21 protein-coding genes and 3 pseudogenes are annotated in these 14,057 nt (G+C 36.0%); 18 read left to right on the top strand and 6 right to left on the bottom strand.

Annotated features, from left to right (window positions below):
* Positions 1–5 precede the first annotated feature (5 nt).
* The 3 genes from msrA (at position 6) to M3196_RS22190 (ending at position 1,877) form a co-directional block, all read left to right on the top strand.
* A complete protein-coding gene (gene msrA, locus M3196_RS05975) occupies positions 6–959 on the top strand; it encodes a peptide-methionine (S)-S-oxide reductase MsrA (RefSeq protein WP_251321299.1) in 954 nt (317 codons plus the stop codon).
* A 293-nt stretch (positions 960–1,252) separates the two neighbouring features.
* On the top strand, positions 1,253–1,507 hold the full coding sequence (locus M3196_RS05970; RefSeq protein WP_338082938.1) for a diguanylate cyclase domain-containing protein: 255 nt from the start codon (positions 1,253–1,255) through the stop codon (positions 1,505–1,507).
* Positions 1,508–1,712: 205 nt separating this feature from the next.
* A complete protein-coding gene (locus tag M3196_RS22190) occupies positions 1,713–1,877 on the top strand; it encodes a Spo0E family sporulation regulatory protein-aspartic acid phosphatase (protein WP_425310986.1) in 165 nt (54 codons plus the stop codon).
* Positions 1,878–1,913: 36 nt separating this feature from the next.
* Here M3196_RS22190 and M3196_RS05965 read toward each other — a convergent pair whose 3' ends face one another.
* Complete coding sequence (locus M3196_RS05965; RefSeq protein ID WP_251321298.1) at positions 1,914–2,237, bottom strand: thioredoxin family protein; 324 nt, start codon at positions 2,235–2,237, stop codon at positions 1,914–1,916.
* A 426-nt stretch (positions 2,238–2,663) separates the two neighbouring features.
* Here M3196_RS05965 and trxB point away from each other — a divergent pair, with 426 nt between their 5' ends.
* The 9 genes and pseudogenes from trxB (at position 2,664) to M3196_RS05920 (ending at position 7,136) form a co-directional block, all read left to right on the top strand.
* Positions 2,664–3,617: a thioredoxin-disulfide reductase gene (gene trxB, locus M3196_RS05960; protein WP_276531296.1), complete on the top strand. Its 954-nt coding sequence runs from the start codon at positions 2,664–2,666 to the stop codon at positions 3,615–3,617.
* 182 nt (positions 3,618–3,799) lie between these two features.
* A complete protein-coding gene (gene trxA / locus M3196_RS05955) occupies positions 3,800–4,114 on the top strand; it encodes a thioredoxin (RefSeq protein ID WP_251321296.1) in 315 nt (104 codons plus the stop codon).
* 51 nt (positions 4,115–4,165) lie between these two features.
* Complete coding sequence (locus M3196_RS05950) at positions 4,166–4,495, top strand: MerR family DNA-binding protein (RefSeq protein ID WP_276531245.1); 330 nt, start codon at positions 4,166–4,168, stop codon at positions 4,493–4,495.
* A gap of 1 nt (position 4,496) precedes the next feature.
* A complete protein-coding gene (locus tag M3196_RS05945; protein ID WP_251321294.1) occupies positions 4,497–4,703 on the top strand; it encodes a hypothetical protein in 207 nt (68 codons plus the stop codon).
* Positions 4,687–5,205 carry a YkgB family protein gene (locus tag M3196_RS05940; RefSeq protein WP_251321293.1) on the top strand — a complete coding sequence of 173 codons (519 nt, stop codon included), beginning with the start codon at positions 4,687–4,689 and terminating at the stop codon, positions 5,203–5,205. Before M3196_RS05945 ends, M3196_RS05940 begins: the two co-directional genes overlap by 17 nt.
* Positions 5,206–5,486: 281 nt before the next feature.
* Positions 5,487–5,760: pseudogene (locus M3196_RS05935) on the top strand (hypothetical protein); the annotation flags it as partial.
* Positions 5,761–5,850: 90 nt separating this feature from the next.
* The gene (locus M3196_RS05930; RefSeq protein WP_251321292.1) at positions 5,851–6,090 is read left to right on the top strand and encodes a DUF2553 family protein; all 240 of its coding nucleotides are present in this window, start codon (positions 5,851–5,853) and stop codon (positions 6,088–6,090) included.
* 25 nt (positions 6,091–6,115) lie between these two features.
* Complete coding sequence (locus M3196_RS05925; RefSeq protein ID WP_251321291.1) at positions 6,116–6,433, top strand: iron-sulfur cluster biosynthesis family protein; 318 nt, start codon at positions 6,116–6,118, stop codon at positions 6,431–6,433.
* Positions 6,434–6,500: 67 nt separating this feature from the next.
* Positions 6,501–7,136, top strand: coding sequence for a peptide-methionine (S)-S-oxide reductase (locus M3196_RS05920; RefSeq protein WP_251321290.1), 636 nt, complete (start codon positions 6,501–6,503; stop codon positions 7,134–7,136).
* Between the two features lie 43 nt (positions 7,137–7,179).
* On the opposite strand, the gene M3196_RS05915 is transcribed toward M3196_RS05920, so the two are convergent.
* Positions 7,180–7,446 carry a hypothetical protein gene (locus M3196_RS05915; protein ID WP_251321289.1) on the bottom strand — a complete coding sequence of 89 codons (267 nt, stop codon included), beginning with the start codon at positions 7,444–7,446 and terminating at the stop codon, positions 7,180–7,182.
* Positions 7,447–7,571: 125 nt separating this feature from the next.
* On the opposite strand from M3196_RS05915, the gene M3196_RS05910 reads away from it, so the two are divergent.
* Together M3196_RS05910 and M3196_RS05905 are read left to right on the top strand one after the other, a co-directional pair.
* Complete coding sequence (locus tag M3196_RS05910; protein ID WP_251321288.1) at positions 7,572–7,910, top strand: hypothetical protein; 339 nt, start codon at positions 7,572–7,574, stop codon at positions 7,908–7,910.
* 504 nt (positions 7,911–8,414) lie between these two features.
* Positions 8,415–8,561 carry a hypothetical protein gene (locus M3196_RS05905; protein WP_251321287.1) on the top strand — a complete coding sequence of 49 codons (147 nt, stop codon included), beginning with the start codon at positions 8,415–8,417 and terminating at the stop codon, positions 8,559–8,561.
* Positions 8,562–9,255: 694 nt separating this feature from the next.
* Here M3196_RS05905 and M3196_RS05900 read toward each other — a convergent pair.
* Positions 9,256–10,176, bottom strand: a complete 921-nt coding sequence (locus M3196_RS05900) for a LysR family transcriptional regulator (RefSeq protein WP_251321286.1) — start codon at positions 10,174–10,176, stop codon at positions 9,256–9,258.
* Between the two features lie 136 nt (positions 10,177–10,312).
* Between M3196_RS05900 and M3196_RS05895 the strand changes: the two genes are divergently transcribed.
* The gene (locus M3196_RS05895) at positions 10,313–10,822 is read left to right on the top strand and encodes a GNAT family N-acetyltransferase (RefSeq protein ID WP_251321285.1); all 510 of its coding nucleotides are present in this window, start codon (positions 10,313–10,315) and stop codon (positions 10,820–10,822) included.
* Between the two features lie 422 nt (positions 10,823–11,244).
* Here the strand turns inward: M3196_RS05895 and M3196_RS22185 are convergent.
* Positions 11,245–11,385 (bottom strand): annotated as a pseudogene (locus M3196_RS22185) (IS3 family transposase); the annotation flags it as partial.
* Positions 11,386–11,513: 128 nt separating this feature from the next.
* Here M3196_RS22185 and M3196_RS05885 point away from each other — a divergent pair.
* A complete protein-coding gene (locus tag M3196_RS05885) occupies positions 11,514–12,197 on the top strand; it encodes a Crp/Fnr family transcriptional regulator (protein WP_251321284.1) in 684 nt (227 codons plus the stop codon).
* Positions 12,198–12,274: 77 nt separating this feature from the next.
* Here M3196_RS05885 and M3196_RS05880 read toward each other — a convergent pair whose 3' ends face one another.
* Positions 12,275–12,472 (bottom strand): DM13 domain-containing protein, encoded by a 198-nt coding sequence (locus M3196_RS05880; RefSeq protein WP_251321283.1) that lies wholly within the window; start codon positions 12,470–12,472, stop codon positions 12,275–12,277.
* A gap of 155 nt (positions 12,473–12,627) precedes the next feature.
* Between M3196_RS05880 and M3196_RS05875 the strand changes: the two are divergent.
* A pseudogene (locus M3196_RS05875) lies at positions 12,628–12,696 on the top strand (helix-turn-helix domain-containing protein); the annotation flags it as partial.
* Positions 12,697–12,832: 136 nt separating this feature from the next.
* Here the strand turns inward: M3196_RS05875 and M3196_RS05870 are convergent.
* Positions 12,833–13,792: a DUF3231 family protein gene (locus M3196_RS05870; protein ID WP_251321282.1), complete on the bottom strand. Its 960-nt coding sequence runs from the start codon at positions 13,790–13,792 to the stop codon at positions 12,833–12,835.
* Positions 13,793–13,903: 111 nt separating this feature from the next.
* On the opposite strand from M3196_RS05870, the gene M3196_RS22180 reads away from it, so the two are divergent.
* Complete coding sequence (locus M3196_RS22180) at positions 13,904–14,032, top strand: DUF5694 domain-containing protein (RefSeq protein WP_425310985.1); 129 nt, start codon at positions 13,904–13,906, stop codon at positions 14,030–14,032.
* Positions 14,033–14,057 lie beyond the last annotated feature (25 nt).

Here is a 14,057-nt window from a genome sequence, read left to right as displayed (position 1 = left end):
TGTTTATGTCAACAAATTATGAATTAGCTACATTTGCTGGTGGATGTTTTTGGTGTATGGTTCAGCCATTTGATGAGTTACCAGGCATTATTAAAGTAGTTTCAGGATATACAGGTGGGCATATAGAGAACCCAACCTATGATGAAGTATGCTCAAACACAACGGGTCATTGTGAGGCAGTTCAAATTACGTATGATCCGATTGTTTTTCCGTATGAAAAGCTGTTAGAACTATTTTGGCAACAAATTGACCCAACCGATTCAAATGGTCAGTTTGGTGATCGAGGAGAGTCCTATAAAACTGCAATCTTTTATCATACTGAGGAACAAAAGCGACTAGCCGAAGAATCAAAACAGACATTAGAGGATAGCAAAAAGTTTTCAAAGCCAATCGTGACAGAAATCAAAGAGGCATCAGTGTTTTATCCAGCTGAAGAATACCATCAGGGCTATTATAAAAAGAATTCCTTTCATTATAATATTTATAAAGAAGGATCTGGACGAGCGGGATTTATCCGAGAAAATTGGAAGAAAAACCATGCAGAAAACATAAAGAAGCTTACTCCTATTCAGCACCGTGTAACCCAAGAGAACGGTACGGAAACACCCTTCCAAAATGAATTTTGGGATCATAAGGAAGAAGGAATTTATGTAGATATTGTTTCTGGTGAACCATTATTTAGTTCATTTGACAAATTTGACTCTGGATGTGGATGGCCGAGCTTCACAAAACCTATTAAGCATCAAGAAGTCCTCGAAAAAATAGATACGTCCCATGGGATGAGACGCATTGAAGTCAGAAGCACCTCGGCAGATTCTCATTTAGGACACGTATTTGATGATGGACCACGTGATAAAGGTGGACTTCGATATTGCATTAACTCTGCTGCACTTAAATTTATTCCAATAGACAAGCTAAAAGAAGAAGGCTATGGGGAATATCTTCGTTTATTTAAATAGTTATGGAAACGATCCTGGAGACTTCTCTAGGACGTTTTTTATATTTAAGCATAAATGTAAGCTAGATAACAGAATCCATTCTTTTTTTATATAAACTGATGGTAAAGAAAGAAAGAATGAGAGGAAAAAATATGACACTACGAGAACAGTTAGAAGCGAAAATAAAGCCCTCAGGCAATACAAGATATATTTAGAAAAGCAGCAGAGGACTTAGAGAGGCATGTGCCTAAAGGAATATCGGTCGGGCATATAGCTCCAGACTTTACACTTCCAAACGCTACAGGTGAACAAATATCTCTTTACCGTTCGGAGGAGATGAATTTGGTGTTCTCCTAATCAATCCATTTCATCATGAATGTGAACAATGTGCGTACGACCTACTAAGCGCTTTTGAAAAGATGGCAGCGGAAATATTACCAGACTTAGGCCTATCAATTGGACTAGTTCATTCTCATGAAATGAATATGAACGAGCTACTAGAAGAGGCAGACAAGCTTCTCTACCATTCGAAAAAATCAGGTGGAAGAAAAATTACGAAAGCAGAATAATCTTCTAAATAAATGTAACTGTTAACCTCATATATGTGAGATAGCTAACATTATTCATTTTCGATATCAGCTACAGTTAAATAATAATGTGAACATTATGAGATAAAATGCGCTTATTCGGTGTAAGAATGGTAAAACAGTGAGGTGAACGGTTATTGAGAAGAAGTACTGTGATTCGAAAGCACCTATTTACTTTTTGAGGTATATGATTGAGGTAAAACGGGAAGAATTGACAAAATTATTCAACGTTGATAAGGAACTTCAAAAACCTACTATCATACAATTAAGTCAAGAGCTTGACCAATTAATCAATCAATATTTGAAGTACATGAGGAGTCTTCAAATAGAAAATGATGATTCATGCAGTTAAGAAAAGGGATCGAGCACAATGCTCGGTCCCTTGCTTTTATTTAAAATAAGTTGTTAGAAATTCAGTTACACTTTCAGGTGTTTTGGCATTTGCACTGTGCAGGTGACCGATCTTCTCGCCGTCTTTAAAAACGAGAAGGCTTGGAATTCCCATCACTTCATACGTGGATGAAATATCTTGAAATTCATCTCGATCCATTTCATAAAGAGTAAACGGATGGAACTCTTCTAATACCTCTTCCATAAAAGCATCCATACGTTTGCAGTCTGGACACCAGTTTGTGTCAAACTTGATGACAACTGGCTCCTTTGAGACAATAATTTGATTGAAATCCGGTTGATTTTTTATTCTTTTCTTCATATTTATCTTCCTTTCCATAAGTGATCAGTTATCTTACACAACAACATGATACGAGATAACCACTATGTATTCTGTAATCTGGCTTACACATCGAAATATTCTTTTTTATTAGGAAGTTTCTCCCATTTCTTTCAATTGCTGAATACCATTCGCAAGCTTCTCATTCTCGACTTCTGTTTCTTATATGCTGAAGAATGGTTTTATTTATATGTACAAAATTAACCTTCGTACCCCACTTGAATGATGTATGAAATAACTAGATATGTTTACAAGCAATAGTTTTAACATCTTTTTTTGTTTATAAAATAAACCATCTTTTATGTGAGCCATCTAACATTTTTATGTTTCAAGTTAGTTTAAACTTTCTATAGTAAGACAATAGACAATTCATATTAGACTTTCAAAGTTGCTTAAATGAAAAAGGAGATGGATAAGATGACGAGTGAAAAAATCTATGATGTGATTATTATTGGAGCTGGACCTGCTGGTATGACAGCTGCGGTTTATACATCTCGTGCCAACCTTTCAACTTTAATGATTGAAAGAGGAGTGCCTGGTGGACAAATGGCCAATACAGAAGAGGTTGAAAACTATCCTGGATTTGATCATATTCTAGGTCCTGAACTTTCTAACAAGATGTTTGAGCATGCAAAGAAGTTTGGTGCTGAATATGCATATGGAGATATTAAAGACATTGAAGAAGGTGTGGAATATAAAACGGTCAAAACCACTTCAAAGGAATATAAAGCTCGCGCCGTGATCATTACAACCGGTGCTGAGTATAAAAAGCTGGGTGCACCTGGTGAAAAAGAGCTAGGCGGACGTGGTGTTTCTTATTGTGCAGTCTGTGATGGAGCATTTTTTAAAGGCAAGGACCTTGTGGTAGTGGGGGGAGGAGACTCTGCAGTTGAAGAGGGTGTATACTTAACTCGCTTCGCAAATAAGGTGACAATTGTTCACCGACGTGATGAATTCAGAGCGCAGAAAATTCTACAGCAACGTGCGTTTGATAATGAAAAAATTGAGGTTATGTTTAATACAACCGTTAAAACCATTAATGAGCAAAATGGAAAAGTAGGGTCAGTGACGCTTGTATCGACGGAAAATGGTGCTGAAAAAGAGTTTACTATAGACGGTGTATTTATCTATGTCGGAATGGTTCCACTAACAGCACCATTTAGGAAACTTGGAATCACGAATTCAATGGGCTACATTGAGACAAATGATCGAATGGAAACAAAGGTGGAAGGTATCTTTGCGGCAGGGGATGTTCGTGAAAAAACATTACGTCAAATTGTAACCGCAACTGGTGATGGTAGCATTGCCGCACAAAGTGTCCAGCATTATGTAGAAGAGCTCTTGGAAAAATTAAAAAGCTAAATGAGAAAATGAACATCTCTTCGAACGGAGGAGATGTTTTTTGTATTGATAAAATTTTGCCACTAATAATTCTTAAATATAATGACTAAATGTTAGCCATCTAACATTTTTAAATACAGAAAAAAACTATACTCGTAAGTGTAAGAAAAGACTATTACAGATTTTAAGGAGATGGATAAGAGATGGCAGTATTAAACGTGACCGATCAAACATTTACGGCAGAAACTAACAATGGAATAGTGTTAGCTGACTTTTTCGCCACTTGGTGTGGACCTTGTAAAATGATTGCACCCGTTCTTGAAGAGCTTGATCAAGACATGGGGAACCAAGTTAAAATTGTAAAGATTGATGTCGATCAACACCAAGAAACAGCCAACAAATTTGGTATCATGAGTATTCCGACTCTACTAGTCATGAAAGATGGCAAGGTTGTAGATACTTTGGTTGGTTTTAAGTCTATGGAAGCACTTGAGGAAGCATTAAATAAGCATATCTAAGCCTAAAAAAGCATTGAGAAGTAACCATCGTTTCGGGGTAGTATCATTTCGTTGCTGACACCACCCGCAAGTGATGCGGGATACAGAATGTATCCCCATAAAGTAATTCAAGACATTGAGTTTATTAAACGAGCTCAGGATCTAGGGTTTACTTTGGAAGAAATTAAAGATCTACTAGCTGCATCAAACGGGGATAAAGAATTTCATTCAGAAGAAATGCTCCAATTTGCAACAGGAAAAATTGAGGAAATTGATAAAAAGATTCGTGATTTCAACGAAATGAAATTCTTGTTAGAAGGTTTGGTTGAAAAATGCCCTGGTTCTGGAGTTCCAAAAAGTCAGTGTCCGATTTTAAAAAAATTATCAAAAGGAGTGAATTAAAGTGGCCAAAAGATTAATCGAAGTATTTACAGCGGGTTGTAGTGTTTGTGAAGGTGCTGTCGAGCATAATTTTTTTAAAAAAATACGACAGATAAAAATGCATGGGTCCGAGGGAAAAATGGAGGAACATTTTTTTAGCCTTTCGGTAAATAACAAACTTACTATCGCTAATGGCGGAGGAGGAAACGTTCATGTTCAAGTTATCTGAAGCTTTCGGTCAAAAAATTGAGATCATCGGAACAAAGGGTTTGTTTATTGCACTGGCCATCGTTTATATTTGGATTGGCGCGATGAAATTCACGGCTTACGAAGCGATGGAGATTGCCCCCCTTGTAAGCAACAGCCCGGTACTTGGATGGCTTTACAACTATTTTTCAATTCGTACGTTTTCTTCTCTATTGGGCATATTAGAATTATTAGTCGGCATACTCATTCTTAGCCGCTTTGTGTCTGCAAAGCTGTCAGCTGTTGGAGCGTTTCTTTCCTGCATTCTATTTCTGACGACCCTGAGTTTCATGGTCTCCACGCCGGGTGTCTTTGAGACGAGCCTTGGTTTCCCAGCCATTTCTGCGGCGCCAGGTCAATTTCTGTTGAAGGATATCGTTTTGCTGGGCGCTTCTGTGTTTGCCTTGGGCGAGTCACTGAAGGCGGCTAGAAGTGGAACGTTTCATGAAACCCGGGAGAGCCGCTATCCGGATGTGGGAAAATAATCAGATCATTTGATGGTTCCGAATGTCTATGATTTGTATCGATTTATTAAAGATCTGCATGTTTTTTACCCAATTTAGAAAAAGGAAGAGGGGGCTAGCAAAAGCGAAAGCCTCTGGAGTTAAATCCGTTTCAGCAGTTGCAATCAATGGGAAATTAGTGAGCACGAATGGTATCGAAATTGATGTGTTAAAAAATGCTGGATTAGGTCTGTGTTAATAATGAATTCCCAAGGGTGAAGACTTCACCCTTGTTTTCTTATTTAAAGAAAGGAGCGTTGTCCTTGAATACAGTTGTTTCAAAGAAACAAACGATCATTTCCTATGTGATCTCTTTCTTTTTTATCCTGGCGATGGTGACGGTTTCGGAGATGTTAAAAGACCATGAAGTGATTTTGCCTGAAATGGCAGTAATGGCAATTGTGATGTGGGTATATCGAGAAGCTGGATGGATCAGGCAGCCCTCGAAGATTTTTCTTGCTCCATCTATCACAGCTGTGATTGGTTTTGGTCAACCAACTTCCTATTACGTATGTGGGCAATGTAATAGCTAATCTGTAATGCAACTGACATTTTTCTTTTAATTTTTCCACTATACTCTTACCTGTAAGGACTAATAAGTAAAATAAAAGAGTGGGAGGAAATAAAATGAAGAATCAGATTAAAGTGACGGAGCAAATTAGAACAGTTTTAAAAGAAGGAAAGATAGAATTATACATGAAAGAAGTACTGATTGGAAGGGTTTCTATTACTCCAGAAAAACAGGGTAAGTTAGAATTGATTCAAGGCTTTACAGAAGAAGACGGAAATATATTTAGATTGATAGAGCATTTACGAGATGATCATCCTAAAGCCTATGTGGTGGGCTGTGACCTTGGCTGGTGCTAAATATGGAAGAAGGGAGTACAACATCATGAACGTTCTATTTACAGAAAGAGCAATGGAAAGACTTAGTCAGGAGCCCGCACAGGCGTATCAGTTAAATCCTAGCCTGGGTGGATGCTCCATTGGAGCAGATTGGGTAACGTTTATTGGGATGAAGGAACTGAGTGCAGAAATTAACGAAAAATTCCTTTCAACCAACTTTAAACCAGTCCTACTGGGACATAAGTCAGACCATTTATTTGATGAAGATCTAAAAGTGGACTATAATCCAAATACATCCACGTTTATTCTAAAAAGCAACAGTCAAATTTATACGGCGTATATGAAGCTAGAATATAAAAATTAAGGATGATACAAATCAGGCATCTCGTAATCGATTTGCCCTGATTTGTATTTTTTTTGAGGTGATGAGATTGGATACCGTAACATTTGGAATGGGTTGTTTTTGGGGGCCTGAGGCGCGTTTTGGGTACCATTCAGGGATTCTTAGAACGAGAGTCGGGTACGCAGGTGGAAAAGAAGGTCAACCGTCCTCGAAAAACACGTTGGACTACACGGAGGTTTTACAAGTCCAGTTTAACGCAGAGCTTTTAAGCTTAGAGCAAATCGTAAATCAATTTTTTAAGCAACATAATACAACGAGAGCACCTCGTTCCATGAAGTATCGATCTTTATTGTTGTTTGAAAACGAAGAGCAGAAGAGTGAAATGCTTCAAAAACTAGAAGAGATTAAGCATATCCATGGGAACAGCTATACCTCTGTAGAGCCCCTACATTCATTTTACGAAGCAGACCTTCGTCATCAAAAGTATTACCTTCAGAGGTGGAAACCGGTCTATGAGAAGTGGCAGGAGCTACATGTGGAAAAGGAGTCACTAGTTGAATCAACCTTAGCTGCTAGGCTAAATGGTCTTTCAAAGGGTTGTGGTTCACTAATAGAACTGATGCAAGAGTTTCCGGATTCAGCCTACGATTCCCTTTGGTCGGTTATCCGAGAAGTGAGGGAGAATTCGAAAGAGCAGTCAGAGGATATGTGTGGGTTAGATTAATAAAAAAAATGAAAAGCAGCCCTGTTATTAGGGCTGCTATAACTTATAGGTTTCTTAAAGCACGGAAAATGTCATAAGGCTCCAAACGAGACATGATTGGACCTTTTTCCAGCTCTTCATATAAATTAATGTCCTCGCTAAGGTGATTTTTTAATGTGAAGTCCTTTGTTTTCTCGCCTTCTGCGATCCCAATGACTAACCCTGATTCCTGTGTCTCTTTTATGGAACGTTCAAATGCCTGCATCGCCTCAAATGGGGTAAGCTGCTTAAATTCTCTAGAGATAACACTTAATTCAGTATTTAATCTCATTTTTGGTTCTCCTCTCATAATGGATACTATCATTATGTCTCCTACTCTTGAAAACTACTGTAAGCCGCCTTACATTTACTTTTAAGTTTAATGTGTAAAATAATGAATAGTAATAGGAAGGCAATTTGTATCCAGATGACAGACAAATAATGAAGAAAAGGAAGAGTGAGGAGGATATGACTTTATATATTTTGCCCAGCTGTTGTAAATGTGAAGAAGTGATAAAGCTATTTTTCAAGCTAGGAATAGATGTGATAGTGATTAATATTTTTGATAACCTTGATATAGGGAGGTCACTAACGGTAGATAACGGGCTACCAGTACTAGAGCTGAATGACGAATGGTTAGATTATGAGATGATTATGAAACGATATAAAAGTGAGGTGAAAGACATGGATAAATTAAAGCTTCTTTCACAGATTAATTTACTTGATGAGCTGCCAGAAGATGAATTAAAAAAATAGATGAAGTGACATTAACGACTCCTATTATAAAGGGAACGATTATGTCTGTTCGAAATATAGATGAAATAACTATATACAATAAATGGGTGGAATAATTGATTAAAAAAAGGAAAGGAGGAGTCCCATGTTGTAAGAAAAATTCTTACCATTAATTATTTTGAGTGCTTACACATTTGGTTTCATAAATTTATTATTTAATGGAACCCTTTTAATGTTGTACCTGCTATAATTGTCCATATTTTTTCCTATTTCTTAGTAAAGAAATTTTATCCAAGTGAGCGAAACTGAAGAGGTGTAATAGCTTATATTTTGCTACAGCTTAATAGGATATATTAGCTAAGATTATTTCTAGTTAGAATATTGATAGAAAGAGGATTAGAAGAAGATGAAAAATAAGAGTGGGTATTTAGTAACGTTATTAATATTTCTTCTACTTGCTGTAGCATTAAAGTTTTTTGTTGATTTAGAACTTAAAGAGGAGGCGCCACAAGGAGGAATAAATCGATGTCATTATTTAACCATCCTACTGTGTTAAATGAGATTGAACGAATGAAAAACATTTGTAAAGAATACGAAGAAGTGGAAGTTGACTGCGGAAGTATCAGCGATAACAAATACGCTAATATTACCTTTCCAATTTTGAAGATCTAAACCTGATACATTATGAGGATTAAAGGGAGAATGGATCATTTGAGATAATCTTGGTATCTTTAAGATACTGAAAGTAAGTCTTAAGACTTTCTATAAGATGAAGGATGTAAAATAAGCAGAATAAGGAAAGGGAATAGGCCTAACACCATAAAGATATTTGTTGCAGCTAAGTTTAAAAAATGGCGTGCCTAAATGTATAAGCCTAAAAAAGATTCTCAGAATGAAGCAGAGTTTGTTTTTTATAGAATAAAAGCAGAAAAACTCTGGGAAGTATCAGCCTCAACAAATGCTGCTTGTTCCAAAACACCCTTTCTACATTTCGGACAGTTCAAACATCCTCTTTCTCTTTGTTTTCAAAATATTAACAATTGTAATTTAACTTACTTATGATACGCTTAAATATTAACGCGGTAAATAGGTGAAGTTTATGAGTGAAACATAAGCTGTCTAGAGTTTCTCGAAGCCTGAGGACCACATATAGATATTTGTGGTCCTCATTTATTTCTTCTTCAACTAAAGCACCCTTTAGTTTAAGTGTAATTCTTTACAATCTTGTAGTCATACCCAGTAAGTGCTAATTGAGAAATAAGTCCATATTGACGGTGAATTGACTTTCGAACTAACTTCAAACCAAACACGAGGAAAATATATAAGAAAGGAAAAACAACCGCAGAGTGCCAAATCTACACTTACTTTATATTTCCTTCGGCATAGATTTTTTCAAAGCTAATTTTAAAAAGCTAATATATACCAGAACCTCATCTGGCAAATGCACATCGTTTCGTTTCACCAATCCCACTTCAATCATATTGCTTTCTTCCAATGGAATAGAGATAATATTGGGATTCATGTAATTATGTACGATACAGCCTGTTCCCAGATTGTAGCTATCTGTATTTGACAGGAGATTATTCATTGCCCCTCTATCTTTGAGATAAACTAGTTTCCCGATATTGTCTACATTCAGGGCTTCTTCCGCAAAATGTAGCAACATGTCGTCCTGCTGATAGGTCAGATATGGATAGTCCCTTAACTGATCCAAGGTTATGCATTCGAGATGAGCCAGAGGATGCTCTTTTCGTAGAAAGACGTGCTGTTTCAATGAAGCAATGGGAGTAAACGTTAGTTGCTTTGAGGTGAAATAACGCTCAAAAAAATGCTTGTTTAAATCGGTCAGAAATAAGATCCCAAGAATACTTCTGCTTGCATACACGTCATCAATCACATCAAATGTCTTATCCTCTCGAATCGTAAGCTCATAGTTCCGCTCGGCAAAATAATCCATTAAATTTGCAACAGCCTCTATAGCGAAACCATAATGTTGAGATGAAATAGAAAACTTTGTTAAGTTCATTGTTTTCTCTTTGTTAAAATGATGGACAACAGACTCCATTTGTTCTAGAAGCGTTTTTGCGTAAAATAATAACTCTGTGCCTTCTTTTGTGAAGACAACACCTTTATTCGTTCTATCGAGAATAGTAATCCCTAACTCTGTTTCGAGTTCACGCACCGCTCTGCTGATACTGGGTTGCGTCACGTAAAGTGCAGAAGCAGCTTTACTAATAGAATTATGCTTGGCAATCTCCACTATGTATCGAAATTGTTGGGGCGTCATGTTCGCACCTTCCCTTATATGTTTTTGCTATAACTTTATCCTATAGCAAGGGGTTAAAAAGTTCAATTTTACGTTCTGTATGTAGAGTTCTAAAATATATGGAGAGAAACAAATTTATTATGAAAGGAAGAAAAAAATGATAAGGGAAGCAACTCAAAAAGATTTAATGAACATCTTAGACATTTATAATGATACCATTCTCAATACTACTGCTGTATACGCCTATAAAGCCCAAACGCTCGAAAGCAGACAAATTTGGTATGAACAAAAGAGGGTTGAAGGATTCCCAATATTAGTATGCGAACAAGATAATAAAGTGGTTGGATTTGCGACATTCGGTCATTTTAGAGCATGGCCCGCTTATAAATATTCAATTGAACATTCTGTTTATGTAGATAAGGAATACAGAAAAAAAGGAATTGGAACTTCTTTAATGAAAGAACTAATCGCTATTGCCAATGAAAGTGAGTATATGACCTTAATTGCTGGAATCGATGAAGCAAATGAAGAAAGCATTGCCATGCATAAAAACTTTGGCTTTGTTTATTCAGGTACAATAAGAAAGGCAGGTTTTAAATTCAATAAATGGCTTAATTTAGCTTTTTATCAATTAGAACTTAACGGACCTAAAAAGGTTCTGGTGTAAATACGAAAAAAGTTGTAGGTCCACTTTCAGTTTTACCTGGAAGTTTTTTTGTTAATGAGAGCAAAAAAAATCACGAATATGTACGAATTGCTATGACACAGTCTATAGATCAGATTGAGGAAGCAAGTAAAAGAATAAGGAATTTTATTAATACTAGAAAAAATTTTTGTAAGGTATACGCACAATAAATATCTAAAATATCAGCTTGAAGAAACATAAAAAAATCTGTACATACCCTTAATCAATTGTACACCATAAGGTGGACCCCGTCGTCAAAACACGGTTTTTAGTTTTTATAAGTGCATTTATTTTAATCCTTTAAGGGGAATGCCCCCCCCCGAGGGGGGGGGGAAATTTCAAGTGTTGAAAACAGCAGCCGGCGTTGTGTATTTCAACGATTGATGATGACGTTCAAAATTTTACATTTGGAAATATCGGGCTATCCCTTGCCTAGCTTCTCTTGGGGTTTGGTAGTCGTAGAGATAGACTTCCTCATATTTGAATGAGCGTCATAGACGCTCTGTGAAGATGTTATACAAGGCTCTGCCTCGGCCGTCCAGAGTCTGTCAAGAAATTTGTGTAACCTACTAAACCAGAATCTAGCAAGTACTGGGCTACCAGTTTTAGAGGAAAATAATGAGTGGATTGATTATGAAATAATTATGAAACGGTATAACAAAGGAGTGTAGACATGGAAAAACTTAGGCTTCTTTCACAAATTAATTTACTAGATGAGCTACCGGAAGAAGAATTAAAGAAAATAGACGAAGTGACGCTAACCGCTCCTATTAAAAAAGGTACAATTATCTTAAGTCCGACTCAACAAATAAGGGCGTTATTTTTCTTAAAAAAGGGGCAGGTTCGTTTATATAAAGTGTCTTCTACTGGAAAGGAATTCACGGTTGATCTTTTAAGTGAGGGAAATGTGTTTGGAGAAACATCAAGCTTTTCAATAACAGAGTCTGATATTTATGCAGAAACGATGGTTGATTCATTTGTTTGTACGTTAACAAAGGAGAGATTTGAAGAGTTTCTTCGTCAAAATCCTGATATTTCGTTAAAGCTTATAACCATCTTGACTTCGAAGCTAAAAGAGATGTACCAAATAACAGAAAGCATTGCTTATAAAGAGGTCAAATATCGAATTCTTTTACTTTTCATGCAGTTGAGTAACCGTTTTGGTGTAAGAAGTGGGGAATGGCAAACGGTTGGGGTCAAAATCACCCAGCATGATATCGCAAGTATGATCGGGTCATCAAGAGAAACCGTTAGTTTATTTTTAGGAGAATTAGATAAGGAACAAGTCATTACAAGAAAGCCATTAAAAATTAATACAGTTTTAGCTAAGGAACTATATGAGGTGGAGGAGGGGTAATCGAAATCTACTTTCATATCATGTTCATAAAGAAAGACGCTGAGGTTCGCCTTTGCGTCTTCTTTTCATGTCAGATTTTATTGTAATTGTAATATAGCAGACCCAAAATCTACATTGAAAACACGGCACCAAATAACAACTTTGCAGCTTCCGTCTTGTAGGTCGACAGCTAATGGAAGTAAATAGTTCTGATTGCCTTCATTTCCTTTTAGCTCACTAAGATTGAAGCCTTCGTTAGTAGGCTGTTCAATTGAGATTATTAAGATGTATTTCATAATAGAGGAATCATATCAGGTGACGAGTTGTAAATGGGGGAGCTTAGGAAAATGCGGATTTACAACGCTAAGTAAATTTTCCTGACGATTTCCCCGATTTTAACAACGTTAAGGAACTTTTAATGGTCTTAAAGAATCTAGCGAGACCATTTTATCAAATATGTGAAATTACAAATGTGTCTAGGGCTTCATTATATAGAAAGCTATCGGAAGGGAACAAATAATCATTCCCTATTCTATTGAAGGCACAGTTGTTGAATAACACTTAATAGAAAAGTGGCGAGTGTCGCTTATGGAATTCGAGTAACTGGCCTATGTGCCGAGAAGTTTCTATTTCTTGATTAGTACCTGCCATAGTTTCTATTTATGTGACCAATTAGACACAGGTGGTTCATTAAACCAATTTTTCCTTATTAATAACTTCAGCCCTTTCTCTGAATAGTTTTCAATCATCTTGATTAGTTCCTTTATAGACTCTATATGATCCTTTTTATAACTGGATACCACTGCAGTTTGTAGATTAGTTATACTAACTGGATTTAGGAACATTATTAAGTTTGCTATTAATTTATCTGAAAAAGGTGATTCCTTTACTTTATTAACGTGAGCCTCTAGTCCAGTTGTAGTTGGAATTCCATTTTCTCTATAGATATCGGATAAAGAGGCTGATTGATAAAATGCTAACTTTTTCCCTTCTAGTATAAATTTCTTTGTGTCCATATCCTCTACGACTTCAGAAAAACCGGTACAAAGTGCAACTCCAACATTGTTACATTGAAGGGCACTGAACATATTTGCCAATTCTACCGCATTAAGTGGCCGTTTTTGAGTTGATGCAACTTTGAATAGTTTCCCATCCCTTTCATCTGCTTTTTTGTAAGAGAAGGAATTATTTTGTAATAAATCTTTATCATTAAGCAATTTTAATAAAGAAAAATCTAATTGAATTACATCATTAAGTATTTTTTTATAAAAATTTTTTACTTTATAATCTGTTAAATCAATATATTGAACAACAAGCGCTCGCAATCCATTACTCGTTATATGCTTTAAGATCTCTATAATTAATTGGTCTGAAAATAGCTTTGTTGTTGAACTATAAATATCTTCTTCACTGAAGAACGGTGTATCTTTATAACCTCTCTCAGATAATAATTGAGTAGCCTCTTGTTCTTGAAATGTAGAGATTTCATATATTTCATTTAAAATATTCCTTAAATCGGTATCCTCAGAAGTTTCACTAAGATATTTCAATAAAAAATTCATCATGTTTGAACTTGATCGTAAGTACCAAAGGAAACCTAATTCATTTACGTTCATTTTATACCCCCTAAAGGCTCAATTTCTTTTATTATTTTGTCAAAGAAAATTCTTGATTATTCATGAATCAGTAAACTAAATAAAGAATATAATAATTCGGGTAGTTAACTAATAGATGAAATTAAACAAGTAGGTTTTAGATTAGCCAAAAAAATGCAACAGGATAAAGTATATGGAGTAAATTGGGCCGTAAGAGGAGAAGTTGGTAGCTTTTTTAGTTATAGATCCGAGAGTACATGAATCCGGAAAGCATAAAAAAACCTAA

The organism is Fictibacillus nanhaiensis (assembly GCF_023715445.1).
GTDB classification, from domain to species: Bacteria; Bacillota; Bacilli; order Bacillales; family Fictibacillaceae; genus Fictibacillus; species Fictibacillus nanhaiensis_D.
Note: the sequence above shows the minus strand (reverse complement) of the source record. Positions and strands in the feature narration are given on the sequence as shown.